The following is a 25,522-nucleotide window of genomic DNA, read 5'->3' on the forward strand; positions in this document are numbered from 1 at the left end:
TGATAGGGACCGCCGGCACACTCCGGGGATTTCATGAGCGACGAGCTACACGACCAGGTGCTTCACGCGCGGTTCGGCACGAGCAGCCCTTGCTGGCACCTGGCGGCGGCCAGCGACACGCTGGAACTCGTGCCTGCGCACGGCCACGCGGCTGTCGGCGTCGCCATTTCCCTCACCTCTTCTCAAGCTTCCCAGGTCCGCGCGCTGAGCGGCGTGACCTCCCACGTCGTCGTCGACGTTCAGTTGGACGCCGCGCCGCTGCGGCTGCATCTGGTCGGCAAGAAACTCGATTGTCATCGCTGGGGCGGCACAGCGTCGGCCGATGGCGACACCGAATCCGTCGCGCGCGCGCTGCTGCACGGTCTGTCGTTCGCTGAACAGGTCGTCTCGGAGGTCAATTCGGTCGTCGTGATCGTCGACCGGAACGGCCGGATACAGCGCTTCAACCGGCTCGCCGAGGAGCTGACCGGACTCAGGGAAGAGGACATCATCGGCCGCAGCGTCTGGACGTTGTTCATGTCGTCTGACGACGGCGGGGTCTCGAACGAGGTCAGCGCGAATTTTTTCAATCGTGGCGAACCGTACGAGATCGAACGGCGCATCAAAACGGTGCACGGCGAACGGCTGTTCCTGTTCCGCAACAAATTCGTGCGCAGCGGCAGCGGCATCGAAGAGCAGTTCCTGATCTGCTCGGGCACCGACATCACCGAGCAACGGCTCGCGCAGGACCGCCTGATCGAGCAGGCCACCACCGACCCGCTCACTGGCCTCGCCAATCGCAACGCAATCCAGGAGCGCATCCAGATCGCGATCGAACTGTCCGTGCCGGGCGAAACCGTCGGCGTCCTGTTTCTCGATCTCGACAACTTCAAGAAGGTCAACGATCACTACGGCCACGTGTTCGGCGACCGGCTGATCTGCGACGTGTCGGACGCGATCCGCAACTGCCTGAATCCGGGCGACTCGCTCGCGCGTCTGGGCGGCGACGAATTCATCGTGCTCGCGGCGAAGGGCTCCGCGCATGACCTGGAAAACACCGCGCTGCGCATTCTCGATCGTATGCGCATGCCGTTCGCTGTCGGGCTCGTCGAGGTCTATACCGGCTGCTCGATCGGCATCGCGCGTTCGCCCGAGCATGGCGAAACCCTCGAATCGCTGATCCGTTCGGCCGACACGGCGATGTACGTCGCGAAGGACGAAGGCAAGCGCACGCATCGCGTGTTCTCGCCGGACATGAATCGCCGCGTCGCGGAGTTCATGTGGCTCGACACGAATCTGCGCCGCGGACTCGAGGAAGGCCAGTTGGCGCTGCACTATCAGCCGAAGCTGAACCTCGCGACGGGCGCCGTGCAAGGCGCCGAAGCGCTGGTGCGCTGGAATTCGCCGGAGCGCGGCCAGATCATGCCGGCGGAATTCATCCGTTATGCCGAGGAATCCGGACTGATCGGCGTGCTCGGCCGCTGGGTGATGGAAACCGCGGCGAAACAGGCGGCCCGCTGGAAAGCGGCCGGCTATGACCTGCGCGTCGCGATCAACGTGTCGGCGCGACAGCTCACGGATACAGCCGTGGTCCGCCATTTCGCCGAGGCATTGCAGCACGCGAGTCTCGATCCATGCCTCGTCGACGTCGAACTGACCGAAAGCTGCCTGATCGAAAACGAAGCGGCCGCGATCGAGCTGATCAAGCAGTTCCGCCAACTCGGCGCGCAGGTGCATCTCGACGACTTCGGCACCGGCTACTCGTCGCTGTCGCAACTCGGCCGTATTCCGCTCGACGTGATCAAGCTCGACCGCAGCTTCACGCGCTCGATCCACGCGGATATGAAGGCACAGGCGCTGGTGCGTTCGATGGTCGCCGTCGCGCAGGAGCTCGATTTCCAGGTGGTCGCCGAAGGGATCGAAACCGAGGCGGAAGAAGCCTTCATGAAGGGGCTCGGCGTCGATTACGTGCAGGGCTTCCTGTACGCGAGGCCGATGCCCGCCACCGAGTTCGAGCGCTGGCTGCTCGACAGGCGCAAGCTCAGGCTGATCGCCTGAGGCCTGCTGTCGCGCGCTTCAGCCGAGGCGCGCGGACCAACCACCCACTTCGTCTTCATCCATTCCGACGGCGCGCGCCGCGGAGTGGATTTGCGTCCACGTAGCCGCGTCGATCGGAATGCCGGCGGCCTCGCGCTGCGCGCGCGTCACGCGCTCGGGCTCGCCGGGTTCGTAGATGCGCTCCGCGCCCGCCGCGAGCGGCGACGCCTTCACCCACGCGAGGAACGCATCGGCTTCGGCTTGCGCATCGGGCGCGTCGAATGCGGTGGGATCGATGATCACCGATAGCATGCAGTTGATGATCGCGTGCGTGGTAGCGAGCGTGTCCGCATGAGTCGTGAAGCCGCCCGACAGCGCACCGCCGAAAATCTCGCAGATCGCCGCGAGCCCGAAACCCTTGTAGCCGCCGAACGGCGTCAGCGCGCCGAACGGCGCTTCGTGCATGACTTTCGGTTCGAGCGTCGGCATGCCTTCGTGATCGATCAGCGCGCCCGGGGCTGTGTGCCTGCCCTGGTTATAAGCGACGCGCGTCTTGCCGAACGCGATCGTGCTGGTCGCGAAGTCGAGCACCAGCGGTGGTTTGCCGGGCCGCGGATAAGCGGCGCAGAACGGATTCGTGCCGATGCGCCGGTCCGCGCCGCCGAATGGCGCGACGAGCGGATCGCCCGCCACGTTGACGAAGTGAAACGACACCAGCCCGGCGCGCGCGCACTGCTCGGCCCAATGCCCGATGCGGCCGATATGATGCGCGCCGCGCAAGCCCACCGCGCAGACGCCGAGCCGCCGCGCGCGCTCGATGCCCCGCTCCATCGCCTCGAACGCGATCACCTGACCGAAGCCCTTGCCGCCTTCGACGGTCAGTACCGCGCCCGCGTCCTTCACGACGTCGGCGTGTCGATTCAGTTGCAGTTGCTGGTCGGCGAGCGATTCGACATAGCGCGGGATCATGCCGACGCCGTGCGAGTCGTGCCCGGTCAGATTCGCGGCCACCAGATGATCGGCCACCAGTTCCGCTTCGCGCGGCGTACTGCCCGCTCGCTCCCAGATCGCCCTGACGTAGGCATGCAGTTGATCGACCGGAATCCGGGGCGTGGTGGTTTGGGCAGTCTGGGAGTCGGTCATTCAGCGTGTCGGTGAGGTTCGAACGGAAGGAATGAAACGGGCGGGAAAAACAGCTGCATCAAAGCAGCATCAATAAACAGCGGGCCCGGGTCACGCTCGAGCCCCACTCAAACGAAACCAGAACTCACGGCGCCACGGCAATCACTTTGGCAACCGCGGCCGTCAGCTTCTTGCCGTACGGCACGTGCAGGAACTCGTTCGGCCCATGTGCGTTCGACTTCGGCCCGAGCACGCCGCACACCATGAACTGCGACTTCGGGAAGCCCGCCTTCAGCACGTTCATCAACGGGATCGTGCCGCCGAGACCCATGTAGGCCGCGTCGGCGCCGAAGTGCTGACGCGACGCATCGTTGAGCGCGGTGGCGAGCCACGGCGCGACCTCCGGTGCGTTCCAGCCGCTCGCCGCGCCCGCATCCGGCTTGAACGTGACCTTCGCGTTGTACGGCGGATCGAATTCGAGCAGCGCCTTCAGTTCGGCGACCGCCTTCTCTGCTTCGATGCTCGGCGGCAGCCGCAGCGACAGCTTGAACGCCGTGCGCGGACGCAGCACGTTGCCGGCGTCGGCGAGCGCGGGCAAGCCAGCCGCGCCCGTCACCGACAGCGACGGACGCCACGTCGAATTGAGCAGCGCCTCGCGCGGATCGGTCGTGGTGGGCAGCACCTGACGGCCGTCCTGGCCACACGCCCACGGCATCTTCTTCCACACGTCATCGCCGAGAATCTTTGCGGCGGCCTCCGCTTCGCGCAGACGATCGGCCGGCACCGTGCAGTGGAAGCCCTTCGGCAGCAGCGTGCCGTTGGCGGAGTCTTCGAGACGGTCGAACAGTTGCCGCATGATGCGGAAGCTCGACGGCACGATGCCGCCGTAGACGCCGGAGTGAATCCCTTCGTCGAGCACCTGCACTTCGAGATCGCCGCCGACGAGTCCGCGCAGCGACGTGGTCAGCCACAGCTGGTCGTAATTGCCCGCGCCCGAATCGAGACACACGACCAGCCCGACGTTGCCGAGCCGCTCGCGCAGCGCGTCGACGTAGGGCAGCAGATCGTAGCTGCCCGACTCCTCGCAGGTTTCGATCAGCCCGACGCAGCGCGGACGCTCGACACCCTGCGCATCGAGCGCGGCGAGCGCCGTCAGGCTCGCATAGATCGCGTAGCCGTCGTCCGCGCCGCCGCGGCCGTAGAGCTTGCCGTCTTCGAACTTCGGCGTCCACGGACCGAGGTCGTTGCGCCAGCCATCGAACTCGGGCTGCTTGTCGAGGTGGCCATAGAGCACGATGGTTTCGTCGCTGCCCGAGCGCGTCGCGGCCGTCTCGAAGAAGATCACCGGCGTGCGGCCCGGCAGGCGGATCACCTCGAGCTTCAGGCCTCGCACCGGTTGCTGCTCGGCCCATCGTGCCGCGTCGGTGATCACGCGCTCCAGATAACCGTGTTTCGCCCAGTCGGGATCGAACGCCGGACTCTTGGCCGGCACCGCGATGTAGTCCGTCAGCGCGGGCACGATCTCGTCGTTCCACTTGCGCTCGACGAATTCTCGTAGCGTGTCCGGGTTGAGTTGAGCCTGCTGGGTCGTGTCGTCGGTGATCATGATCGGGTCCGTGAAGTACTGTTCGGTCGAAACGATCATGATAGTCCCGATGCGTGTCGGGCTGAACCCCTTGCGGTGATTGGGGTGGAGACTGGAACGCGCAGGCGCGAGGCGCGCGGCCGCCATTCGCGCGACAATCGCTACATGCATCGCGCATCAGGAGCTTGTATGGGTGGCAACGTGGCCGTTCAGGCCATCGGCGCGGCGTTCGCGCTGGCGCTGTATTTTCTGCCGGCGATCATCGCGGACCGGCGCAAGCGCCGCGACGTGCTGACGCTCGCGCTCTTCAATGCCTGCCTCGGCTGGACCGTGCTCGGCTGGGTGCTCGCGCTGTATTGGGCGCTACAGCCGAATCCGGCGGAGAACCTCGCGCGGGACGTCGTGGAGACGCGCAAGGTGTCGACCTTGCGCGCGTTTTCATCGGCGCTGACGATGCGCGTGCGGCGACGCGAGGCCGCGCGCGACCGGCCCGAGCGCTGAAACGATTCGGGCGGCTCGAGCAATACGAGCAGCAAACGAACAACAGGAAACCGATTGATTGACGTGCACGGGCGTCACTCAGGGGCGTCAGTCAGGGGCGTCACTCAGGCCGCGCGCCCGATGCGACTCCACTGTACCGAGCCCGCCGGAATGGAGCGCGGTTCCGCCCGCACGGCTTGCGCCGCAAAGCTTTCGTGGCGCAGTTCGCCGTGTTCGTCGAACCACTCGCAGATCACCCAGTCGCCGGGATTCAGCGCGACCGGACCTGCGTACGTCACGGTCATGCGCGGGCCCCCTTCTTTTAACTTGACGACGTCGCCCACATTGAAGGCGGCGGCGGATGTTGTCTGGAATGCGTCAATGGTAGCGGTCAGCATATTGGGTCCCCCTATCTTGAGCGTTTATTAAGTTGAGCCCGGCTTTATCGACTCCGACCTGTTGAACGTACACTCTAAAGTTAAGACAGATTAACAATCGAATTTAAACGCGGCAAGCGCTTTTTTATTGATACCGTTTTCATTGAACTCGCAGTTCATGCTCGCTGGCTAAAGTTCCCGGCATTACCGAAAACAATCATCGCGACACCTTGCGGCTAACCCTATGTGCGCTACCGCACAAATGCAACACTTACTGAAGGCCGTATGCAGGCCGGTAGAAAATGCGAGACCGGTTTCGTCTGATTAAAAAAGCTGACGCGATGCCGTCGATCCGTTAATCGGATGAGCCAGTTTGATCTAAATCAGAATTACCTGTGAACGAGTAGATCGCCGGTAAATACCATGCAGTTCGTTATACCGCTCCGTTCAAAATTGAACGATTTTTTCAGCGAGCTAACAAATGAAAACGATTACCACCGGATTAATTTCAAACTGCCGGGGCGACTGAGCGCCGCACGCCTTTCTGATGATGCACCAGCAGCACGCTAAGGCCGATACACACGAACATCAGCACGGCATTGATAGCGAGGCTCAGCTGGAACGCGTGCGCATAAGAGGCGGGTGCCGAACTGCCGCCGAGCGCCCCGAAGAACGCGCCGCTGATCGCCGCGGTGCCGAACGCGGAGCCGATCTGCAACGTCGACGAGACCACACCCGATGCAAGCCCGGCCTTCTCGGGCACCACCTCCTGCAGCACGATGCGCATGATCGACGGCAACAGCAGACCATGTCCGACGCCCGCGCACACTAGCGCGCAGTAGAACAGCAGATCGGGCGTCGCGGATTGGGTCGCGGACCAGCCGGTCACCGTGAAGCCCAGCGTCATCATCGAGAAACCGAGCGTCAGCACATGGGCGCCGATGCGCTTGACCACGGCCGGCGACGTCAACGGCCCGATCACGAAGCCGAGCGCGAACGGCATGATCGCGATGCCCGACGCGAGCGGCGTCCAGTGGAGGCCGGTTTGCAGAAAGATGCCGTAGGTCAGGAAGAACGCGCTATTACAATAGAACAGGAACGCGAGCACGAGACCGAGCGCGAACGCGCGATTGCGGAACAGTTGCAGGTCGACGAGCGGATGGCCGCCAGCGCGCTCGACGCGCCGCTCGGTCGCGACGAACAGCGCGAACACCGGCACCGCGAGTGCGAACATGGCGAAGGTCCACGCGGGCCAGCCGGCTTCACGGCCATGCGTCATCGGATAGATGACAAGCAGCAGCACCGTCGACAGCAGCGCGACGCCCTTCAGATCGACGCCAGTATGCGTGGCCGGCTGGTTCCCCGGCACGAACTTCCATGTGCCGATGAACGCCGCGAGGCCGATCGGGATGTTGATCAGGAAGATCACGCGCCAGTCGAGCCCGAACGGGTGATACGTGATCAGCGCGCCGCCGCCGAGTTGCCCGACGATCGACGACAAGCCGAACACGAAGCCATACAGACTCATCACGCGCGTCTGCTGATGCAACGGCACGACCGCACGAATCGTCGCTAGCACTTGCGGCGCCATCACCGCGGCCGCGATGCCTTGCACGATGCGCGAGATCACGAGCATGTGGCCGCTCGTCGCGAAGCCGCACAAGGCCGACGCGATCACGAAAGCCGCCATGCCCGTCATGAACATGCGACGGCGGCCGAACAGATCGCCAAGGCGGCCCCCCGTGATCAGCAGCACCGCGTAAGCGGACGCATAAGCCGATACCACGAGTTGCAGTTGCGCGTCGCTCGCGTTGAGGCCCGTGTGAATCGACGGCAGCGCCAGATTGACGATGAAGTAATCGAGCGGCGCGAGAAAGGCGCCGACGAACAGCACGGCGAGCGCGAGCGCCTGGCGCTGAAAGCCGGGCGCCGACGCTTTGGCGGCGACAGCCATGCCGGCCATCGCCGGGCCGGGACCAGTCACGGCTGCGCTCGCCGCGCAGCTGACGGATCCACCGAATGCCGCCGGAGCGGACTTGATTGCGTCGCTTTTCACGACCGATCGTTCAAAAATTGGTTAAAAAATTTTAGCGCCAGTGCTCGCGGACGAGGCGTTACACCAACGCACGCATCGCCACATCGACGATACCGATCAGCGCATCTTGCTGACGCGCGACCCGCCCCATGACCCGCAAGCCCTGCATCACGCATAACAGGAAATCGCCGACGGCTTTTTCGTCGAGCGTCGAATCGAATGCGCCGCTCGCCTGACCGCGGATCACCGCCGCAGCGAGCAAAGTCGCCATGCGGCGCTGAATCGCGGCGACACGCGCGCGCAGCACTTCGTCATCGGGCTGCATTTCGAGCGTCGTATTCGTAATGAAACAGCTGCGCCGGCCGCTCAATGCGCAGGACACCCTCGCGTAGTGCAGCAGCGCGTCGCGCAGCGCCTGCTCCGGCTCGGCCGTCGCGCTCAGTCGCTGCGCAAGCCGCGCGACCGCGCCTTCCGAGTAATGATCCAGCGCGGCGAGCATGATGCCGTGCTTGTCGCCGAACACGCCGTACAGGCTGCCGCGCAGCAGACCGGTGGCCTTGCACAGATCGTCGATCGACGTCGCGTGGTAGCCGTGATCCCAGAACACCTGGCTCGCGTTCGCCAGCACGGTGGCCGTATCGAACTCGCGCGGACGGCCGCGCTGACATGTTTCGCCAGATTTTTTCGCGGCTTGCTTTGAATGACTCAATTGCGATGACCTTGTTGCCTGGTTGCGTCGGTCTGCTGATATTATGACTGGATATTCAATAAATCAAGGATGGCATTCCGTAGGCCTACTCGCGTCGGGGTCATCCGTTCATTCGACAACCGGCACCAAAAAACCGGCGGCGGACATGGCCCGTCGCCGGCTTCGTTGCGCGCTCACAGTGACAGCAGAGGCTCAGGTCTCGAGCTTCGCATCCATCGTAATCGTCGCATTCAGCACCTTCGACACTGGGCACCCGGCCTTCGCGTCCGCGGTGGCTTTGTCGAACGCGGCCTTGTCTCCGCCCGGAATCTTCACGGTCACGTCGAGATGCACTGCGGTGATCGCGAAGCCGCCGCCATCCTTGTCGAGCGTGACGGTGGCCGTGGTGCCGATGCGCTCCGGCGTGATGTTGGCCTTGCCCAGCTCCGCCGACAACGCCATCGAGAAACATCCCGCATGCGCAGCCGCGATCAGCTCTTCCGGATTCGTGCCGATGCCGTCCGCGAAGCGCGTCGCGAACGAGTACTGGGTGTCCTTCAGGACGCCGCTGTCAGTGGAAATCGAGCCCTTGCCGTTCTGCAGGTCGCCTTGCCAGACTGCCGATGCCTTGCGCTTCATTGCTCTCTCCTGTTTGTGCCTTGCCGCGCACGCTGCTCGACCAAAGACGATGCCCGCCGCAGCGGTCCGCCCGGATGTGTCCGCGCCTGGGCATCGGTCGCAGGTGCCGCGCGGCTTGCAGGCGCGGGCGTGGACCGGATTTTCATCATAGGCGCTTCCGCGTCCCGGCGCGGAAAAGCGCCTTTTTCACTATCTCAAAACTGGCAATAATATTTCGACAGAAAGCGGCTTTTTTGCTGACCTCGTAAGAAATAGACTGCGTTCAACGGATCGGGGAACGCGGTTCACACCGATCCACCACACAATCAATTGGAGGTCGTCATGAAATCGCTTCTTTCCGCAGTCGTCGTCGCATCCGCTCTTATCGTTCCGGCACTGTCGTTCGCCCAGCAGGCAAACGGTCCGGTCACGCGCGCTCAGGTGCGCGCCGAACTCGTAGCCGCGCAAAAAGCGGGCCTCCTGAACCAGAACGACGTCACCTATCCGAAAGCCGTGCCCCAGGACTCGACGATCGTCACCGCTTCGGCGCAAGGTTCGCAAGACGTCGGCGGCGCGAAAGCCAGTTCGTCGGACGCGGGCGCGCCGGCGACGGTGCAGCAACGTCTCTTTTCGACGTATCGCGGTAACTGAGCGTGGTAACTGATCGTGATAACTGAGCGCGCATGTCGTTAATGCAGCGCGCAGTAAAAAGCCCCGGTTGCGAAGTTCGGCAACCGGGGCTTTTCGTTGGCGCGCGCGGCGCTGCTGCGCAGCCGCTCGTTGGCAAAAGCGCTATTCGGGAAACGGCAGGCTTTGCTGCCCCACTGCGCGCATGTCGAACACGTTCAGCGTCATCGCGACCAGCGCGTAGTAGCCGAGCAGGCCGACCAGGTTGATCACGACCTCATGCCCGAAACGCCCGACCGCCTGCGCATACGTCGCGGCCGTCACGCGCTTCGTCTCGTACAGTTCGCTTGCGAAGTCGTAGATCAGCGCGTCGTCGGCATCGGCGAACTCGGGGCGGCGCCCCTGGCGGATCGCCTCGGCGTCCGCTTCGCCGACGCCCGCCTGCAGCGCGATCGGATAGTGGATGTACCACTCCGCCTGGGCCTGCCAGCGCGAAGCGGTCACCAGAATCGCGAGTTCCGACAGCCGCAGCGGCAGCCCGGTCTGGTAGCGGCAAAACGCGCCGAGGCGTTGCGCGTGCTGCGCGAGATCGGGGCTGTGAATCCAGCCGAGGAACGGCCCATTCAGGTTGCCGCGCGGGCCGGACAGGATTTCGTCGAGCACCGCCTTCTGTTCGGGCGTGGCGGTGGACATCTCGAAGTGAGGCAAGCGCTCGGTCATCGTCGTTCTCGCAAAAGTCGGTGGGTCGAATCTCAGCGGGCGGCGAGCGACGCGCCGATCGCATCGCTGAGGCGGCCGACGATCTCGTCGATGTCGCGCTCCGTGCAGATGAACGGCGGCGCGAGCAGCACGTGGTCGCCGCTCCTGCCGTCGACGGTCCCGCCCATCGGATACACCATCAGGCCGCGCGCGAACGCTTCGCGTTTGATCGTCGCGTGCAGTTTCAGTTTGGCGTCGAACGGCGCTTTGGTAACGCGATCCTTGACGAGTTCGACGCCGACGAACAAGCCGCGCCCGCGCACGTCGCCGATATGCGCATGTTGCGCATAGTGCTCGCGCAGCCGGCCGCGCAACTGCTCGCCACGCGCCTGCACGTTTGCCAGCAGATCGTCTTCCGCGATCACGCGCTGCACTTCGAGCGCGGCCGCGCACGCGGTCGCATGGCCGATATAGGTATGGCCATGCTGGAAGAAGCCGGAGCCGCCGACGATGGTCTGATAGATGCGATCGCTGACCAGCGTCGCGCCGATCGGCTGGTAACCCGCGCCAAGGCCCTTGGCGATGGTCAGCATATCGGGCGCCACCCCGTCTTCGTCGCACGCGTACAGATAGCCGGTGCGGCCCATGCCCGACATGATCTCGTCGAGAATCAGCAGCACGCCGTAGCGGTCGCACACCGCGCGGATCTTGCGGAAGTATTCGCGCACCGGCGGCACCGCGCCCGCCGTGGCGCCGACCACCGTTTCCGCGACGAACGCCGCGACCGTGTCCGCACCGAGCGCGAGAATCTTCTGCTCGAGTTCATCGGCGAGACGCTGAGCGAACGCTTCTTCGGTTTCGTCCGCGCGCTGCTCGCGATATGCGTAGCACGGGCTCACGTGATGCGCTTCGATCAGGATCGGCAGGAACGGCTCGCGGCGCCATGCATTGCCGCCGATCGCGAGTGCGCCGAGGGTGTTGCCGTGATAGCTCTGCCGACGCGCGATGAAATGGCGCCGCTGCGTCTCGCCTTTCTCGACGAAATACTGACGCGCGAGCTTGAGCGCCGCCTCGATCGCCTCCGAGCCACCCGACACGAAGTACACGTGCTCGAGTCCGGCCGGCGCGCTCGCGACGAGCCGGTCGGCCAGTTGCTCGGCCGGCTCCGTCGTGAAGAACGACGTGTGCGCGTACGGCAACCGTTGGGCTTGCCGCTTGATCGCGTCGATCACGCGCTGGTTGCTGTGACCGAGGCACGACACGGCTGCGCCGCCCGACGCGTCGATATAACGCTTGCCCGTGGAGTCGATGATTTCGATGCCGTCGCCCGCGACGGCCACCGGCAAGGATTGCTTCGGAGAGCGATGAAAAACGGTGGACATGATGTTCAGTTCCTGGTGAGGGCGGCGGGCGCTGAAACGCGGGCCGGTTCGGGCGTCGCGCATGCGACGAAAGTGTCGAACGCGCATTGCTTCTGGCGATACGCTTTCATCGACACACCAGCGTTGCCGATTTCGAACAGCGCGGTGGCGAGGGTGTTTTCGTCGTCGGGATCGTGAGGATCGTCGCGATAGATCGGCAAGCCCGACGGCGCGCGATCGTGCAGTACGTCGAGCAGGGCCGCCGGTTGCAGCGGGCCGGCCGCGGCGAGCGCGGGCAGCAATGCGTTCACGCGCGACTGCCGGTCGCGCGACGACTCGGTGACGATCTGCGCTTCGGCTTCACAGCCCGGATGAATCATGTGATTCGCGTGGCCCGACAGTGTCCGCACCGCCTCCACCGAGCAGCGCCGCGCGCTTGCTTCGACGCTGAACAGACGCGCGTCGCCCGCGCAGCCGAGCGTGTGATGAAAGCCGCTCGCCGACGGCATGCCGTGCAGAATCTGCAACGCCTGATCGAGCGAGCCGGCGTCGAGCACCGCGCGCGCGATGATCATGCGCGGCACGCCGGCCGCCGGCGTACGGATGCGCAGATTATTGATGGCCTGCGTGACCCCGGCGCGATTGGCCGCGAACGTATGACCCGGCAGCGAGCCGGGATAGTAGAAGCTGACGAAGCCGGGGCGGCCGTTCGGCTGGACTTCTACCATCGCGCAGTGTTCGAGCAGAAACGGGTCACCGTCCTCGTTGTGCGCGATGTAGCGCGGGTTGCGCGAGTTGCCCGCGTTGCGCCCGATAGCCGCGAGCGTCGTGCAGCCGTCCGGCGCGTCGTGAATCAGCTCGCCGCGGCAGTTCCACAGGAATACGTCTTCGGCGGCCCAGCCGAGGCCGGCCGCCAGGCCGTCGAGTTCGACAAGCAACGCCGGATAGTGCGCACGCGCCGCGTCGCGCAGCGTCTGCACGAACGGTACGCCGCGCCAGCGCCGCACCGCCTGCCATGCGGCGCTTTGCGCCATGTAACCGGCGAACACCGGCCGGGCGATTTCGCCGAGCCGGTAGCCGATGTCGTACGGCTCACCGCTGACCTGAAAAACACTGAATTCCTGCATTGACGCCACGGGTCGCACCATATTCAACAATCGGTACGTATTTCCCATACAACATTTGTTGTCAAATGCCTTGAACGGCATCGAATGGAGCGCGGCGTCCCTCACGCAATCGCTCAAGGCACGTACGCGCCCTTCGCATGCAACGATTGTTCGGCGAGCGCAAGCTGCTCGAGCGCATCCGCGCCTTCGAGCGCGAGCAAATGCGCGACCAGCGCTTCGGCGATCGCGGTGGCGGCCACCAGCGACGGAAAGAACGACGGGCTTTCGTGCGAGAAGATCAGTACCTTGTCGGCGTTCAACGCGATCGGCGACACGGCGCTGTCGGTGATGGCGATCAGTTTGCTGCCTTTTTCGAGCGCGGCCTCGGCGACGCGCGCGGCTTCGACCGAATACGGTGCGAAGCTGATGACGATGGTCGCGCTGTCGCGCTCGATCGTGCGCAGTTGCATTTCGAGCGTGCCGGCCTCGCCGTTGAGCAGCGACACCGACGGACGAAACAGCCGGTAGCCATAGACGAGACCGAACGCCACCGCGTAACACGAGCGGAAGCCCGCCACGTGCACGTGCGATGCACGCCGCAACACGCGCGCGGCCTCGACGATCACGCGGCCGTTATGCGCGGCGGTCGTTTCGAGATTGTGCTGCTGCGCGACGAGAAGATCGTTCGCGAGCGCATCTTTCGATTTGACCATCGAGCGCGCCCGGCTCGTCAACGGCTCGGGCCGCGTGCGCACGCGCGCGACGAACAGATCGCGCAATTCGTTCCAGCCGGGAAACCCCAGTTGCTGCGACAGCCGCACCAGCGACGCGGGCTGCACCTGCGCGCGCTCGGCCACCTTGCGCATCGACGACACCGCGACCTCGTCGGGATGATCGAGCAGGAAGCCCGCTCCCATCTGGAACTGCGGGCTCAGTTCGGGAAAGCGCGCCCGAATCAGGGCGACGAGTTGATCGAAGCTGTCTGGCATGGTGAGGTGGGTCGGCGCCGAGGTGAGAGATGACAACAAATGTTACCACCGGGCAGGCGCGTTTCAACGGCGCGAAGATGCTCAGTTCACCAGCGCTTCCCGATGCGCGTCGACGAAGTCCGCCATGCTGTCGAAGCGGAACTCGATGTCAGGCTGCGAGCCCGGGTTCATCGTCGCGCCAAAGCCCGGCTGCGAATGACGGCGGTAAATCCAGCACGACGCCAGGCCGAACTCGTTTGCGGGCTTGTGGTCATGGAAGAGGCTTTCTGCCGTGTGAAGGATTTTTTCCTTCTTGATGCCGCGCTGATCGAGCTTCTGAAGCATGTACTCGAAGTTGCGCGGCGACGGCTTGTAGGATCCGACGTCCTCCGCTGTGATGATGGCGTCGAACTCAACCTGCAGCCTGGCGTTGCTGAAGGCGAAACTTTCGTTGTCGATGTTCGACAGGATGACCAGCTTGTAGTGCTTCTTCAGATATTGCAGCGCGACCGCGGAATCGGCGAATGCCGGCCAGTTTCTGATCGACTGGCCGTACGCCACGCATTCTTCGTGTGTATAGGGCAGGCCCCACTCTTCAGCCATGCGCTTATATACGATGGGAAGCAGTTCCTGATAGCGCTTCGCAGGGGTGAAGTTCTGCTGCGACGACTCGTGGCGAGCGTGTGCTTCGAGAACCTCGTCACGCCTGAGCGGCGTCCTGGCTCGCTCCAGCAGAGGCGTCAGGCCTTCAAGGATGCCACTCTCCCAGTCGATCAAGGTGCCGTAGCAGTCAAAAGTCAGTGTATCGAAATCGGTCAGTTTCACGACTCCTCCTGTCGGATGGCGTGCTCAAAGGTTGAACCCATGCCGAAGCGGAGCTAATCTCGTCAAACACGGGTCCAATACCTGGAGACTATATGCGCCCCCTCGTTCTAACAATGGCTGTCTTAACAGCCGCTGGCATCACCGCATCCGCCAATGCTCAATCGGTGGTCACCCTCGGTCACTCGGCTCCGCTTACGGGCCCCCAGGCGCCGAACGGAAAGGACAACGAGAACGGCGCCCGCCTTGCAATTGATGAACTCAACAGGAGCGGTGTCACGGTCGCTGGCCAGAAGGTCACTTTTAAACTCGACTCCGAGGACGACCAGGCAGATCCGAAGGTTGGCGTTCAGGTCGCGCAGAAACTCGTCGACAGCGGCGTGATTGCTGTCCTCGGCCCGTACAACTCAGGTGTGGCTATTCCGGCATCGCGCGTCTATAACACCGGCGGGGTACCGATGCTGCCGGTTGCCTCCAATCCGGCGCTGACGAAGCAAGGCTTCAAGAACATCTTCCGTATCGGCGCGAGTGACGAGCAGCTAGGCGGAACGATGGGTCAGTTTGCGGCCAAAACATTGAAGGCCAAGACCGCCGCGGTGATCGACGACCGCACGGCATATGGGCAAGGTGTGGCCGAGCAGTTTGTCAAGGAGGCAAAGGCAAATGGAATTCAAATCGTGGACCAACAGTTCACGAACTCGTCGGCGACTGACTTCCTCGGCATTCTCACCAGCATCAAGGCCAAAAACCCGGATGTCGTCTTCTTCGGCGGATACGCTGCTCAAGGCGCGCCGATGGCCAGGCAGATGCGTGCACGCGGACTGCGAGCCAAGCTGCTTGGCGGTGATGGCATTTGCTCGGCCGACATGGGCAGGGTTGCCGGTGACGCGGCCTCTATCGTGTATTGCGCCCAGGGCGGCATCGCGCTCGACAAGACCCCAGCCGGCCGTGAGTTTCTGCAGAAATACAAGGCCGCGTTCAACACCGACACGCAGGTTTATGCGGTCAGCTACTACGACGGCGTAAAACTGCTGGCCGATGCGATGGTCAAAGCGGGAACCACGACCGACAAGGCAAAGCTCACCGCCCAGTTGGCAAAGACCAACTATAAGGGCGTGGCAGGCACCTACTCTTTCGATGAAAACGGCGATCTGAAGGGCGCACCCACGACCGTCTATGTGATCAGAAACGGCCTTCCGGTGCCCTACGGGCAGTGACATTCAATCGAATAACCCCCCAACGCACACATGAAAATCACTCGCACTATTTCGACAGTCGAGGTCCATACCGGCGGCGAAGCGTTCCGTATCGTGACGAACGGGCTTCCTCGTCTTCCCGGTGACACCATCGTAAAGCGTCGAGCGTGGCTGAAGGAGAACGCCGACGAAATTCGTACCGCGCTGATGTTCGAACCGCGTGGTCATGCTGACATGTACGGTGGATACCTGACCGAACCCGTTAGTCCCACGGCAGACTTCGGAATCATCTTCGTCCACAACGAGGGTTATAGCGACCACTGCGGACACGGCGTTATCGCGCTGTCTACCGCGGCGGTCGAGTTGGGCTGGGTTCAGCGCCAGATTCCCGAGACGCGAATCGGCATCGACGCTCCATGTGGCTTCATCGAGGCGTTCGTGCAATGGGATGGTGAACACGCCGGCAACGTACGCTTCGTCAACGTTCCGTCGTTCATCTGGAAACGGGATGTCACGGTCGAGACGCCGTCGTTTGGCACGGTAAAGGGTGACATCGCCTTCGGTGGTGCCTTCTACTTCTATACGGACGGTGCGCCGCACGATCTCGCAGTCCGGGAGTCTTCTGTCGAGGAACTGATCAAGTTCGGCGCCGAGGTCAAAAAAGCTGCAAACGACGCGTACCCGGTTGAGCATCCCGATATCCCGGAAATCAATCACATCTACGGGACCATCATTGCCAACGCACCACGGCACGAAGGCTCGACGCAAGCCAACTGTTGCGTCTTCGCCGACCGTGAAGTGGACCGTTCGCCCACCGGCTCAGGGACGGGCGGACGCGTCGCGCAACTCTATCTGCGCGGCGAACTGGCGAGCAACGAGACGCTCGTCAATGAGTCCATCATCGGCACGGTCTTCAAGGGGCGTGTACTCAGTGAGACGACCGTCGGCGACTTCAAGGCCGTGGTCCCCGAGGTCCAGGGCAACGCATACGTTTGCGGTTTCGCAACCTGGATCGTGGACGAGCGTGACCCGCTGACTTACGGTTTCCTCGTCCGATAATCGGTTCCTTGCAGTCGCTTTTAGCGCGGAACGCTGTGACAGGCATTCCGCGTTGTTTGATTGGCGATTCGCGCGGCCCGACCAGTAGGTTAAAGCCCGGTTTCGTGCGCGAGGCCAGCGCGTTGGCATCACCTCATCGCCCGTTCTTACCTTGCGTCTTCTTTGCGGTCGCTCCGCTTCGGTTCCGAAGCGCGAAGAACACACCGGCTCCGAGCGCGACGAGCAGAACCACGATCAGGCCGCCACTGATGTCGCTCATGCCGGTCATGCCACGAGATTCGCTCTGGCTGGGCGCCGCAGAGGCAGCCACGGGCGCGGAAGCCTCCGCCGCTACGGGCTGCGGAAGCGCCACACCGGCGGCACTCCCTTGACGCACCAGAGAAGCCTCCGATGTCGGCGAGGCCTGGGACACCTGAGATGCATCAGACGCGGATCCGACTGGAGGCGCTTCGGGATTGGGACCGACGGGTGCCATCGCCGTTTCCGAGGCCGTCACGACAGGCGCGGCCGGCTCAGGCGCGGCCGCCTGAGGAGCGACGTCGACGGACCGGGCCATCGCCTTCCACTGCGCGAACACGCCATCCACGCAGTGCACATCGATACAGGCGTTTCGCGCCTGCCGCCACTTCGCCAGTTGCGCGGACGAGAGTTTCCCGCTGCTCAGAAGAGCCTGTTGCTGCGCGAAGATGTCGTCGTACTCGTTGTTCAGGATCGCGTGATCGCAAATGACGCGCTCAGCGGGTTGCTGCGTGGTTGCACACTGAATGTCGTTCGCCGATGCCGCGGTCGAACCCAACGCCGCCATGGATAGCAGCAATACTCCGAATCGTCGTGCCAGGTGCACCCGTCCTCCCAGAATGTGAGTGTCAAAATCCAGGCACCACGATGAATCCGCCTGGCTCGTCACCGTATGTATCGACTCTGCCTTCCAGCAGATAACGTGCCGCCAACGCGCATAGCGCCGCGTCGACGTCGTCGATCGAAGTCAGCGACGCTGTTGCGATACCTTCCCGTTCGAGGAGTGCCCGGCGCTGCGGACCCTTTTGCTTTGCGGATGCGACGTCCGTCCCGAGGAAAGCGCACGTGATCGCGTGGGGGAATGTCTCGAAGCACACGCGGCCATTGATTTTTTCGCTGCCGCTGAAAAGCGGAAAGTGCGCGACGAATGCGTCGTAGACGCGCTCGCCGTTGAACATCCATCCATAGAAGCCGCTCTTGCTGGCGATCGCCGTTTCGCGAGCCGGTGTCGCAAACGAAAAGATCCGCTGCCGCGCGAGCGCCTTCTCGGCCAGTCGTCCCGCGGCGCCTGTTCGCCAACGACACGGCGCATCGATGCCGACCGCCGCCACCCCGAGTGCGCGACACCGTTCGAGCATCTGTTCGGGGGTCGCGTTGCCGAGATGGCTCACGATCTCGGTGCCGCGCAGGACGACCAGATGGTTTCCCTTCCGGTCGCCGCCAACATCGATGCCCGCTACCGTGGTCGGCGTCAAAGCAGCGCCACCACCCTCACATCGCCCTGCTCCGCCGACGCCACCACCTTCTCGCCGATCCGGCGGAACGTGATCGACACCGACGCATCCCCGACCCGCAGATCGCTGACCTCGAGCCAGTCGATACCTTCGGGCAGCATCGGCTGTTCGATCAGCACTTCGCGGCGCTCGGCGTCGATCGTGATGCCCAGACACGCCTCGAGCATCATGAACGGCGAGCCCGCCGCCCATGCCTGCGGCAAACACGCGACCGGATATGCCGTGGGCGGCTCGCCGCGGCGTCGCGGGAAGCCGCAAAACAGCTCGGGCAAGCGCATGTCGAAATTGACCGCGGCCTGGAACAGCGCCTGCAGCAGCTTCACGGCCGACGCCTTGCCGCCATAGCGTGACAGCCCTCGCGCGCACAGCGCGTTGTCGTGCGGCCAGACCGAGCCGTTGTGATATGCCATCGGATTGAAGCGCGCCTGGCTCGCGGCCAGTGTGCGCACGCCCCAGCCAGTGTGGAACAGCGTCGAGTCGAGCGCCCGCACCACCGCCTCGCCGCGCTCGCGCGTGGGCAGGCCGAACGCCAGCAGATGCCCCGCGTTCGATGCCATCACGCGACACAACTCGCCATGACCGTCGAGCGCGATGCCGTAAAAGCCGACCTCGTCCATCCAGTACTTTTCCTCGACGCAGCGGCGGATCTTCTTCGCGCGCTCCGCGTATTGCGCGGCCGCGTCGCGCAGGCCGCGCAGCTTCGCGTAGTGAGCCATCGTGTCGAACGCGGCGCTCGCATAGGCCTGCACTTCGACGAGCGCGATCGGGCCGTCAGGGAAGCGCCCGTCCGCATGGAACACCGAATCGTGACTGTCTTTCCAGCCCTGGTTCGCGAGGCCGCCATCCGATTCGCGCTGGTAATCGAGCAGCCCGTGCCGGTTTTTGTCGCAAACGCCCGCGACCCATTGCGCCGCGCGTTCGAGCGCAGGCCATAGTTCGTCGATCAACCCGACGTCGCCGGTGCGGGCCGCGTAGGCGCCGGTCAGCACGATGAACAGCGGCGTGGTGTCGACACCGCCGTAGTACAGCGCAAACGGCACTTCGCCGGCCGCGGCCATTTCGCCCTTGCGCATCTCGTGCATGATCTTGCCCGGCGCGGCGTCGCGAAACGGCGAGTTCTCGCGCGCCTGATGCTCGGCGAGAAAGCGCAGCACGCCGGCTGCGAGATGCGGTTGCAGCCACAGCGTCTGCAGCGACGTGATCACCGCGTCGCGGCCGAACGGGGTCGAAAACCATGGGATGCCCGCGTACGGGTACGGGCCGGTCGCGAGATCCGTCGTCAGCAGGCCGAGGTCGGCGAACGAGCGGTCGATCCACGCGTTGAACAGCGGATTGCTCGAACGCACGCGCGCGCTCGCGTTGCGTCGCTCGCGCATCACCAGGTGCGCATCCACCATTGCCGCGCGTACCGCCGTGCGGCCGACGCGCGGGCGCTCCGCATCGATCTGCGAGAGATGCGCTTCGCTCAACGCATGCATCGGCTGCGACACGTCGGCGCCGGGCTTGCCGGTCATCGGCACGACCTGCACCGCTATCGACAGATAGATCGACACGCATGCCTGCGCGGGCAGCTTGACGGTGTAGTCGGCGCGGTCGGCGAACAGCTTGTCCGGCTGCGGCGAGAACGCGATCCGCACGTTGCGCGCCACGTCGTCGAGACCGATGTAGCCGAGCAGCACCTCCTGATTCTCGATGCGCGCGGGCTGCACGCGACCCTGTTTGTCGCGCTTCAGGCCGCGCACTTCGAACATGTCGCGGAAATCGCTGGAAAACGAAATCGACAGCGGCACGGTCGCATCGCTCGTGCCGTAGTTCGTGAGCTCGATCGCCTCGTTGAGCACGGTGCCCGACAGCACGCGCACACGCTCGACGTGGATCACGCCTTCGGGGGTGCTGTCGCCGCCGAGCGGCGGCAGCGGGCGGTTGGTCAGATGCGCGGTGAAACTGGTGTTGTCGCTGCTGACGCTGCCCGACAGCAGCGACGGCGCGCGGCCGCCGAAAGTCAGGCGCAGTTGCGACATCACGCGCGTATCGTTGACGAACAGGCCATCGTCGTGGCCGGTGATATCGCCGAGCGGATCGTTGACGATGAAGGTGTCGCCCGACTTGAGCACGTGCTGCGTAGCGCTCGCGACGTTAAGGTTTTCCGTCGGGATGAAAACGCCGTCCTGCTCGGGCTCGCGATGATCGACGCCGCCCGAGTGGGTCAGCCCGCCGAGGGCTTCTGGCTGCTGTATCAAGGTCGCTCCTATGGATTCGCTGCTGCGTTTGGTTGCACTTCGGGTCTCGCCTCGGATCTGCCGCCGGATTGCCCGCTGGCCCCGTCACCCGTGCCCCGGTTGGCCGGACCCCCGGTTGGCCGGACCCCGGTTGGCCGGCCCCATCCGATTGTAGAGGCTCTTTCCGCGTGAGACGAGCTTATCGCCTCGGAGTTTCGGCTTTTTGCGCCGTTTTTGACGGCGTTTTCGGTGGCACGGGACGTGCAGGCGGCAGGATGCGCGGAACGTAAAAAAAACCCACGGCCTCGTGAGCCGTGGGTTGGCGAGCGTCGTTGAACGCGTTGTCGGGCGTCTATCCGGCCTGTTACCGCTTCGCGACCGGCTTCGCCTCGCGCAGCGTCTCGCCGATGAACAGCTGACGCGGACGGCCGATCTTCTGCTCGGGATCGGCGATCATTTCGTTCCACTGCGCGATCCAGCCGACCGTGCGTGCCATCGCGAAGATGCAGGTGAACATCGACGTCGGAATGCCCAGCGCACGCTGCACGATGCCCGAATAGAAGTCGACGTTCGGGTACAGCTGGCGCGACACGAAATATTCGTCTTCGAGCGCGATCTTTTCCAGCGCCATCGCGAGCTTGAACAGCGGGTCGTCGTGCAGGCCCAGCTCTTCGAGCACTTCGTGGCAGGTTTCGCGCATCAGCTTCGCGCGCGGATCGTAGTTCTTGTACACGCGGTGGCCGAAGCCCATCAGCTTCACGCCCGAATTCTTGTCCTTCACCTTCGCGATGAAGTCGGGAATGTTGTCGACCGAGCCGATCTCTTCCAGCATGTTCAGCGCGGCTTCGTTCGCGCCACCGTGCGCCGGGCCCCACAGACACGCGATACCGGCCGCGACACACGCGAACGGATTCGCGCCCGACGAACCGGCGAGCCGCACGGTCGACGTCGACGCGTTCTGCTCGTGGTCCGCGTGCAGGATCAGAATGCGGTCGAGCGCGCGCACCAGCACGTCGTTGACCACGTACTCCTCGGCCGGATTCGAGAACATCATGCGCATGAAGTTCGCGCTGTACGACAGGTCGTTCTTCGGATACACGAACGGTTGACCGACGCTGTACTTGTACGCCATCGCGACCAGCGTCGGCAGCTTCGCGATCATGCGGACCGCCGATACGTCGCGATGCTGCTGGTTCGTGATGTCGAGCGAGTCGTGATAGAACGCCGACAGCGCGCCGACCGCGGCGACCAGAATCGCCATCGGGTGCGCGTCGCGACGGAAGCCGCGGAAAAAAAAGTGCATCTGCTCGTGCACCATCGTGTGCTGCGTGACGGTGTTCTCGAACTCGGCTTTCTGCTGGGCGTTCGGCAGTTCGCCCTTCAGCAGCAGGTAGCAGGTTTCGAGGAAGTCGGCGTTCTGCGCGAGGTTGTCGATCGGGTAGCCGCGGTACAGCAACTCGCCCTTGTCGCCGTCGATATACGTGATTTCGGAGTTGCACGCCGCCGTCGACATGAAGCCCGGGTCGTACGTGAATTTGCCGGTCTGGCCGTACAGCTTGCGGATGTCGATGACGTCGGGGCCCAGCGAGCCCTGATAGATCGGCAGATCGATGGTCTGGTCGCTGTCGGAAAAGCTCAGCGTTGCGTGTGACTTCGAGTTCATCTACGTCTTCCTTTTGCTTGATACCGCACTCGCGCCGGCATGCATCGCAGTCGTACGGCGAGGCGCGACATCGGCGCTCCCGGAGAAGTACGGGCATGCTCAGGCTCCGCTGCGCATTCTACGGGTCGGCGTGTCGTTGATTGCGTCGATTGCTCGCAACAGTCCGTCTCCCTGTGCGCAACATTCGTTGTCGGCACGCGGCGTGTGCATCGCGAAGCCAATGAAAGTTGCGCGAAAGCCGGAACACCAGCCGCAACAATGTTTTGCTGCCAGCACACTGCGTCGGGGTGGATCCATCTGCGATACTCAATCCGTGCATTGATGCTTGCGGCCCGCGATTCGAAGCGGGTTTTTTTGATCACACAGAAAAGCAGGACGAATACAAATGAATGTCTCTCTCGAAACGCTGTTTCCGGATCACGTCCATACCGAAGACCACACGGTCACCGCGCTGAATCATCAGGATATCGTCGTCGCGTTGTCGGCGGCGCTGAAGACGCAGGACGTCGCGGTGCTGCACATGCTCTATCCGCGCACCGACGCGCGCACGCATCGCAGTCTCGACACGCTCGTCGACGTGCTGCATGGACACGGCCTGCATGAAGTCGCCGATCTGATCGCGCAGGAAGCGCATTATCTGCTGTTCAAGGACCCGGTGAAGGGGTGGAAGGTGTTCCACGAAATCCGCAACGACTCGCTCGCGATCGGCGTACATCTGTACTATCACGGGCTCGTCGGCGAGGCGGCCGAACGCGCGCTCGACAAGGACGCGCATCGCAAGGCCTGATGCAGTAAACGGGCGATCGGCGGCGGCGCGCGCCGGCCGATCGCCCTTGATCTTCGCTTCACTTGCTCAGCGCGCGCTCATCGCCTGAATGAAATCATCCACGTAACGATTGAACGCGGACGGATGCGCGAGGTTCATGCCATGCGACGCACCGCGTACCGTTTCGCGGCGCGCATCGGGCAACCATCCCTGCAACGCCGTCACCGTGCGGTGGAACATGTCGGGACTCTTCTCGCCGTCGATCAGCAGGACCGGGCAGCGCAGATCGGCCGCGTCCTCGGGCACGTAGGCAGGCAGCGGATCGCGGAATTGCCGCGCGAGCGTGTGCGCGTTGTCCGTCGCCATGCGGCGAAAACCCAGGGTGCTCATCGCCCAGAAGCCGGGGCGGCTCACCGAATCGACGAACAGTTGCAAGCCTGCTTCGACCTCGCCGCTTTCGATCAACCGAGCCGCTTTCGCACGCAATGCGTTGACCGTCTCCGGCACGCTCGCGGGTGGACGTCCGACGATCTGCAGCGGGCCGCCCGGATCGGCGAGCGTCAGCGTGCGCACGTGTTCGGGATGGCGTCGCGCGAAATGATAGGCGACGCAGCCGCCGCGCGAATGCCCGACCACATGCGCGGGCCCCGCGCCGAAACGCGCGATGAACTCCGCCACTTCATCGGCGTGGCTGCTCCAACTGAACGGCAGGTCCGCCGCGCTATCGGTCACTGGCCAGTAATGCGTGAGACTGACCGCGACGCAGCGATAGCGCTTCGACAGACCGGCCAGTTGCGGCTGCCAGTAGCGGTAGTCGCACAACGAACCGTGCACGAACAGCAGCAAGTCGCCGTCGCCGGTCTCGACGTAAGGCATGCGCAAGCCGCTGCGTAGTCCGATGAAGGATGGCGATGACGATAGCGACGAAGCGGAAACGGATTGATTCACGGGTGAGCTACGGGCAGCGCGGCATCGGCGCGCGAATGCGCGCGGAGCCGGCTACAAGCATTGGATGAGCATATCGGCGTCCCGGAAAATGGGACGCGGTGCGTATTGTCACATAAGCGTCAGCGACGCGTCGGGCAGGCAACTGCCAGGCGCCCCGACCAAGCGCTTATCGAGCACCCACGAAAAGAACAAATTGCGCGAACATCGCCGCGCATGCATGCGCCGGAGGGCATCAGACCAACCACGCGTCGCGATACGGGGACTAGTCCCTCAAGAGCCGCTTCAATTCCTCAAGAAATGAGGCGGTGGTGTAGCCCCAAAGAATCGGATTGAAATTGAATCCATAGGTTTCATAGAACTTCTTGTCGAGACTTTCGCCTGCCTCTTTTTTGAATTTGTCTATTTCACCTAGCGCCTCTGCAATTTCTTCTGATGAACTATCGCGTTTGTAGCACGATACAACCTCCTCCAAAGTATCACCCCAAAGATCGCTGTCCTGGTTGAGATATCCTCCGAACAGGACATAGAACTGGGGATATGATTCTTCGTTCATCATTTCAGTAGATAGGACGTCAAAATGTAATACGGCATGCCATTGTATTCTTCATATTTCAAGACAACCTGAACCGTACTCATATCCTTTAATTGCCCGGTTTCTCGGAGAACTCCGTACCCTGCAGTTTTTCCCACATTATCAAATAAAATTAAAACCTGTCTCGGATTTGATTGAGCCCAATTCCTGATTTTCGCTGTGTTGGATTCCATAACCTTGGAGATCGCCCATTCCGCCGTCGGTAAATCCCTAAACGACGATACTACGTCTCTTTTGGGTTCCAAGCGCAGCCTCTCCCGCAACTGCTCGACAGTCTTCCCTATATGTTTTTCTATTGTGTGCCCACCGAGCCCCGGATTGAGCGCCTTCGCCTCGTGCATTTGCAGATTGATCCGGCCCATCGTAATGCTGGCCGCGCGTGCAGCCTTGATCGAGCCAGCAAAGCTGAACGGCACGATCATATCCAGTGACAGGCCGATGTTGTTCGCCATGTCGGGGCTGGCTTTCACCTTCTCCGCCAGCTTCGTTGTGCCTTGCTGGATGAGCGTACTGGTATCCTGCGCAGTCCAGACCTGTCGCAGACCCGCCGCCGCGGTATCAGAACCATGTACGCCAAACACCACGCACCCAGCCTTGCTTGCCATCGTCGGTTCCGGCAGCACACATAGAGCCGCTGCCCCGACCATTTCCAGCACTCCGCCGACAATCTGCAAACCGCCCCATAGCCGGTTGGAAAGCATCTCGGTGGGGCTGATCGACTGGCAGGAGAGTACCGCCGCCAGTTGCGGCGCACTGAGTACCACGCGCACGCCGTCTGAATGCTGTCGATACGACATTCCTAGTTCCTCTGTAGCTGTTGGGACTGCCAAGCTAGCAGGCGACCACAGGGGTATGGAATGGGCGATGGATGATTTTAGGGTTTCGCTGCGATCAACGAAATGTCAACATTTGTAGGCGCCGAAATACACACCGTGACGCGTGTGGAAAGGCGGTACAGCGTGCATCTGCTTTCGCGTGAGGCTCGTTATTTCGAGCCTTCTCAAGCCAGATTGGCCGCAACATGTCGGCGCAGTCGGCGCGTG

The 25,522-nt window shown here is 63.3% G+C and carries 24 protein-coding genes; 6 read left to right on the plus strand and 18 right to left on the minus strand.

Annotation, left to right across the window (positions count from 1 at the left end; genetic code table 11):
* Nucleotides 1-33: 33 nt before the first annotated feature.
* A complete protein-coding gene (gene pdeR, locus OKW28_RS02975) occupies nucleotides 34-2,037 on the plus strand; it encodes a cyclic di-GMP phosphodiesterase (protein ID WP_429443718.1) in 2,004 nt (667 codons plus the stop codon).
* 18 nt (nucleotides 2,038-2,055) lie between these two features.
* On the opposite strand, the gene OKW28_RS02980 is transcribed toward pdeR, so the two are convergent.
* Both OKW28_RS02980 and OKW28_RS02985 read right to left on the minus strand, forming a co-directional pair.
* A complete protein-coding gene (locus OKW28_RS02980; protein WP_429443719.1) occupies nucleotides 2,056-3,159 on the minus strand; it encodes a malate/lactate/ureidoglycolate dehydrogenase in 1,104 nt (367 codons plus the stop codon).
* Nucleotides 3,160-3,283: 124 nt separating this feature from the next.
* Complete coding sequence (locus OKW28_RS02985; RefSeq protein ID WP_429446826.1) at nucleotides 3,284-4,744, minus strand: M20 family metallopeptidase; 1,461 nt, start codon at nucleotides 4,742-4,744, stop codon at nucleotides 3,284-3,286.
* A 168-nt stretch (nucleotides 4,745-4,912) separates the two neighbouring features.
* On the opposite strand from OKW28_RS02985, the gene OKW28_RS02990 reads away from it, so the two are divergent.
* Entirely contained in the window at nucleotides 4,913-5,224 is a 312-nt protein-coding gene (locus OKW28_RS02990) for a superinfection immunity protein (protein WP_429443720.1), read from the plus strand.
* A gap of 104 nt (nucleotides 5,225-5,328) precedes the next feature.
* On the opposite strand, the gene OKW28_RS02995 is transcribed toward OKW28_RS02990, so the two are convergent.
* The 4 genes from OKW28_RS02995 to OKW28_RS03010 all read right to left on the minus strand — a co-directional run bounded on the left by OKW28_RS02995 (nucleotide 5,329) and on the right by OKW28_RS03010 (nucleotide 8,942).
* Nucleotides 5,329-5,601: a YodC family protein gene (locus tag OKW28_RS02995; protein WP_090809708.1), complete on the minus strand. Its 273-nt coding sequence runs from the start codon at nucleotides 5,599-5,601 to the stop codon at nucleotides 5,329-5,331.
* A gap of 487 nt (nucleotides 5,602-6,088) precedes the next feature.
* Nucleotides 6,089-7,636: an MFS transporter gene (locus OKW28_RS03000; protein ID WP_429443721.1), complete on the minus strand. Its 1,548-nt coding sequence runs from the start codon at nucleotides 7,634-7,636 to the stop codon at nucleotides 6,089-6,091.
* Between the two features lie 58 nt (nucleotides 7,637-7,694).
* Nucleotides 7,695-8,324, minus strand: a complete 630-nt coding sequence (locus tag OKW28_RS03005) for a TetR/AcrR family transcriptional regulator (RefSeq protein WP_429443722.1) — start codon at nucleotides 8,322-8,324, stop codon at nucleotides 7,695-7,697.
* Between the two features lie 192 nt (nucleotides 8,325-8,516).
* Entirely contained in the window at nucleotides 8,517-8,942 is a 426-nt protein-coding gene (locus tag OKW28_RS03010) for an OsmC family protein (RefSeq protein ID WP_429443723.1), read from the minus strand.
* Nucleotides 8,943-9,263: 321 nt separating this feature from the next.
* Between OKW28_RS03010 and OKW28_RS03015 the strand changes: the two genes are divergently transcribed.
* On the plus strand, nucleotides 9,264-9,572 hold the full coding sequence (locus tag OKW28_RS03015) for a DUF4148 domain-containing protein (RefSeq protein WP_429443724.1): 309 nt from the start codon (nucleotides 9,264-9,266) through the stop codon (nucleotides 9,570-9,572).
* 141 nt (nucleotides 9,573-9,713) lie between these two features.
* Here the strand turns inward: OKW28_RS03015 and OKW28_RS03020 are convergent, their stop codons facing one another.
* The 5 genes from OKW28_RS03020 to OKW28_RS03040 form a co-directional block, all read right to left on the minus strand.
* Complete coding sequence (locus tag OKW28_RS03020) at nucleotides 9,714-10,268, minus strand: carboxymuconolactone decarboxylase family protein (protein ID WP_429443725.1); 555 nt, start codon at nucleotides 10,266-10,268, stop codon at nucleotides 9,714-9,716.
* Nucleotides 10,269-10,300: 32 nt separating this feature from the next.
* Nucleotides 10,301-11,629: an aspartate aminotransferase family protein gene (locus OKW28_RS03025; RefSeq protein ID WP_429443726.1), complete on the minus strand. Its 1,329-nt coding sequence runs from the start codon at nucleotides 11,627-11,629 to the stop codon at nucleotides 10,301-10,303.
* Between the two features lie 5 nt (nucleotides 11,630-11,634).
* Nucleotides 11,635-12,735 (minus strand): C45 family autoproteolytic acyltransferase/hydolase, encoded by a 1,101-nt coding sequence (locus OKW28_RS03030; protein ID WP_429446828.1) that lies wholly within the window; start codon nucleotides 12,733-12,735, stop codon nucleotides 11,635-11,637.
* 113 nt (nucleotides 12,736-12,848) lie between these two features.
* Entirely contained in the window at nucleotides 12,849-13,703 is an 855-nt protein-coding gene (locus OKW28_RS03035; protein WP_184039682.1) for a MurR/RpiR family transcriptional regulator, read from the minus strand.
* An 81-nt stretch (nucleotides 13,704-13,784) separates the two neighbouring features.
* Complete coding sequence (locus OKW28_RS03040; protein ID WP_429443727.1) at nucleotides 13,785-14,507, minus strand: haloacid dehalogenase type II; 723 nt, start codon at nucleotides 14,505-14,507, stop codon at nucleotides 13,785-13,787.
* 92 nt (nucleotides 14,508-14,599) lie between these two features.
* Here OKW28_RS03040 and OKW28_RS03045 point away from each other — a divergent pair, with 92 nt between their 5' ends.
* Both OKW28_RS03045 and lhpH read left to right on the plus strand, forming a co-directional pair.
* Nucleotides 14,600-15,721, plus strand: coding sequence for a branched-chain amino acid ABC transporter substrate-binding protein (locus OKW28_RS03045; protein ID WP_429443728.1), 1,122 nt, complete (start codon nucleotides 14,600-14,602; stop codon nucleotides 15,719-15,721).
* A 30-nt stretch (nucleotides 15,722-15,751) separates the two neighbouring features.
* Nucleotides 15,752-16,759 carry a trans-3-hydroxy-L-proline dehydratase gene (lhpH, locus tag OKW28_RS03050; RefSeq protein WP_429443729.1) on the plus strand — a complete coding sequence of 336 codons (1,008 nt, stop codon included), beginning with the start codon at nucleotides 15,752-15,754 and terminating at the stop codon, nucleotides 16,757-16,759.
* A gap of 133 nt (nucleotides 16,760-16,892) precedes the next feature.
* Here lhpH and OKW28_RS03055 read toward each other — a convergent pair whose 3' ends face one another.
* From OKW28_RS03055 to gltA, 4 genes are all read right to left on the minus strand, one after another.
* A complete protein-coding gene (locus OKW28_RS03055; protein ID WP_429443730.1) occupies nucleotides 16,893-17,603 on the minus strand; it encodes a hypothetical protein in 711 nt (236 codons plus the stop codon).
* Nucleotides 17,604-17,625: 22 nt separating this feature from the next.
* On the minus strand, nucleotides 17,626-18,252 hold the full coding sequence (locus tag OKW28_RS03060) for a DUF429 domain-containing protein (protein WP_429443731.1): 627 nt from the start codon (nucleotides 18,250-18,252) through the stop codon (nucleotides 17,626-17,628).
* On the minus strand, nucleotides 18,249-20,528 hold the full coding sequence (locus OKW28_RS03065) for an amylo-alpha-1,6-glucosidase (protein WP_429446829.1): 2,280 nt from the start codon (nucleotides 20,526-20,528) through the stop codon (nucleotides 18,249-18,251). Before OKW28_RS03065 ends, OKW28_RS03060 begins: the two co-directional genes overlap by 4 nt.
* 346 nt (nucleotides 20,529-20,874) lie before the next feature.
* Entirely contained in the window at nucleotides 20,875-22,173 is a 1,299-nt protein-coding gene (gene gltA / locus OKW28_RS03070; protein WP_429443732.1) for a citrate synthase, read from the minus strand.
* Nucleotides 22,174-22,558: 385 nt separating this feature from the next.
* On the opposite strand from gltA, the gene OKW28_RS03075 reads away from it, so the two are divergent.
* Complete coding sequence (locus OKW28_RS03075) at nucleotides 22,559-22,960, plus strand: hypothetical protein (protein ID WP_429443733.1); 402 nt, start codon at nucleotides 22,559-22,561, stop codon at nucleotides 22,958-22,960.
* Between the two features lie 66 nt (nucleotides 22,961-23,026).
* Here OKW28_RS03075 and OKW28_RS03080 read toward each other — a convergent pair whose 3' ends face one another.
* The 3 genes from OKW28_RS03080 to OKW28_RS03090 form a co-directional block, all read right to left on the minus strand.
* A complete protein-coding gene (locus tag OKW28_RS03080; RefSeq protein ID WP_429443734.1) occupies nucleotides 23,027-23,887 on the minus strand; it encodes an alpha/beta fold hydrolase in 861 nt (286 codons plus the stop codon).
* Nucleotides 23,888-24,149: 262 nt separating this feature from the next.
* Nucleotides 24,150-24,443: a contact-dependent growth inhibition system immunity protein gene (locus OKW28_RS03085; RefSeq protein WP_429443735.1), complete on the minus strand. Its 294-nt coding sequence runs from the start codon at nucleotides 24,441-24,443 to the stop codon at nucleotides 24,150-24,152.
* Nucleotides 24,440-25,276 (minus strand): RNase A-like domain-containing protein, encoded by an 837-nt coding sequence (locus tag OKW28_RS03090; protein WP_429443736.1) that lies wholly within the window; start codon nucleotides 25,274-25,276, stop codon nucleotides 24,440-24,442. Before OKW28_RS03090 ends, OKW28_RS03085 begins: the two co-directional genes overlap by 4 nt.
* Between the last annotated feature and the right edge of the window lie 246 nt (nucleotides 25,277-25,522).

It is taken from the genome of Paraburkholderia sp. 40, from assembly GCF_050434105.1.
Classification (GTDB): domain Bacteria; phylum Pseudomonadota; class Gammaproteobacteria; order Burkholderiales; family Burkholderiaceae; genus Paraburkholderia; species Paraburkholderia tuberum.

What these genes read in the sequence shown, in the direction of transcription:
- pdeR (WP_429443718.1), top strand. Translation starts at nt 34, where the DNA reads ATGAGCGACGAGCTACACGACCAGGTGCTTCACGCGCGGTTCGGCACG.
- OKW28_RS02980 (WP_429443719.1), bottom strand. Translation starts at nt 3,159, where the DNA reads ATGACCGACTCCCAGACTGCCCAAACCACCACGCCCCGGATTCCGGTC.
- OKW28_RS02985 (WP_429446826.1), bottom strand. Translation starts at nt 4,744, where the DNA reads ATGATCACCGACGACACGACCCAGCAGGCTCAACTCAACCCGGACACG.
- OKW28_RS02990 (WP_429443720.1), top strand. Translation starts at nt 4,913, where the DNA reads ATGGGTGGCAACGTGGCCGTTCAGGCCATCGGCGCGGCGTTCGCGCTG.
- OKW28_RS02995 (WP_090809708.1), bottom strand. Translation starts at nt 5,601, where the DNA reads ATGCTGACCGCTACCATTGACGCATTCCAGACAACATCCGCCGCCGCC.
- OKW28_RS03010 (WP_429443723.1), bottom strand. Translation starts at nt 8,942, where the DNA reads ATGAAGCGCAAGGCATCGGCAGTCTGGCAAGGCGACCTGCAGAACGGC.
- OKW28_RS03015 (WP_429443724.1), top strand. Translation starts at nt 9,264, where the DNA reads ATGAAATCGCTTCTTTCCGCAGTCGTCGTCGCATCCGCTCTTATCGTT.
- OKW28_RS03020 (WP_429443725.1), bottom strand. Translation starts at nt 10,268, where the DNA reads ATGACCGAGCGCTTGCCTCACTTCGAGATGTCCACCGCCACGCCCGAA.
- OKW28_RS03025 (WP_429443726.1), bottom strand. Translation starts at nt 11,629, where the DNA reads ATGTCCACCGTTTTTCATCGCTCTCCGAAGCAATCCTTGCCGGTGGCC.
- OKW28_RS03030 (WP_429446828.1), bottom strand. Translation starts at nt 12,735, where the DNA reads ATGCAGGAATTCAGTGTTTTTCAGGTCAGCGGTGAGCCGTACGACATC.
- OKW28_RS03035 (WP_184039682.1), bottom strand. Translation starts at nt 13,703, where the DNA reads ATGCCAGACAGCTTCGATCAACTCGTCGCCCTGATTCGGGCGCGCTTT.
- OKW28_RS03045 (WP_429443728.1), top strand. Translation starts at nt 14,600, where the DNA reads ATGCGCCCCCTCGTTCTAACAATGGCTGTCTTAACAGCCGCTGGCATC.
- lhpH (WP_429443729.1), top strand. Translation starts at nt 15,752, where the DNA reads ATGAAAATCACTCGCACTATTTCGACAGTCGAGGTCCATACCGGCGGC.
- gltA (WP_429443732.1), bottom strand. Translation starts at nt 22,173, where the DNA reads ATGAACTCGAAGTCACACGCAACGCTGAGCTTTTCCGACAGCGACCAG.
- OKW28_RS03075 (WP_429443733.1), top strand. Translation starts at nt 22,559, where the DNA reads ATGAATGTCTCTCTCGAAACGCTGTTTCCGGATCACGTCCATACCGAA.
- OKW28_RS03085 (WP_429443735.1), bottom strand. Translation starts at nt 24,443, where the DNA reads ATGATGAACGAAGAATCATATCCCCAGTTCTATGTCCTGTTCGGAGGA.
- OKW28_RS03090 (WP_429443736.1), bottom strand. Translation starts at nt 25,276, where the DNA reads ATGTCGTATCGACAGCATTCAGACGGCGTGCGCGTGGTACTCAGTGCG.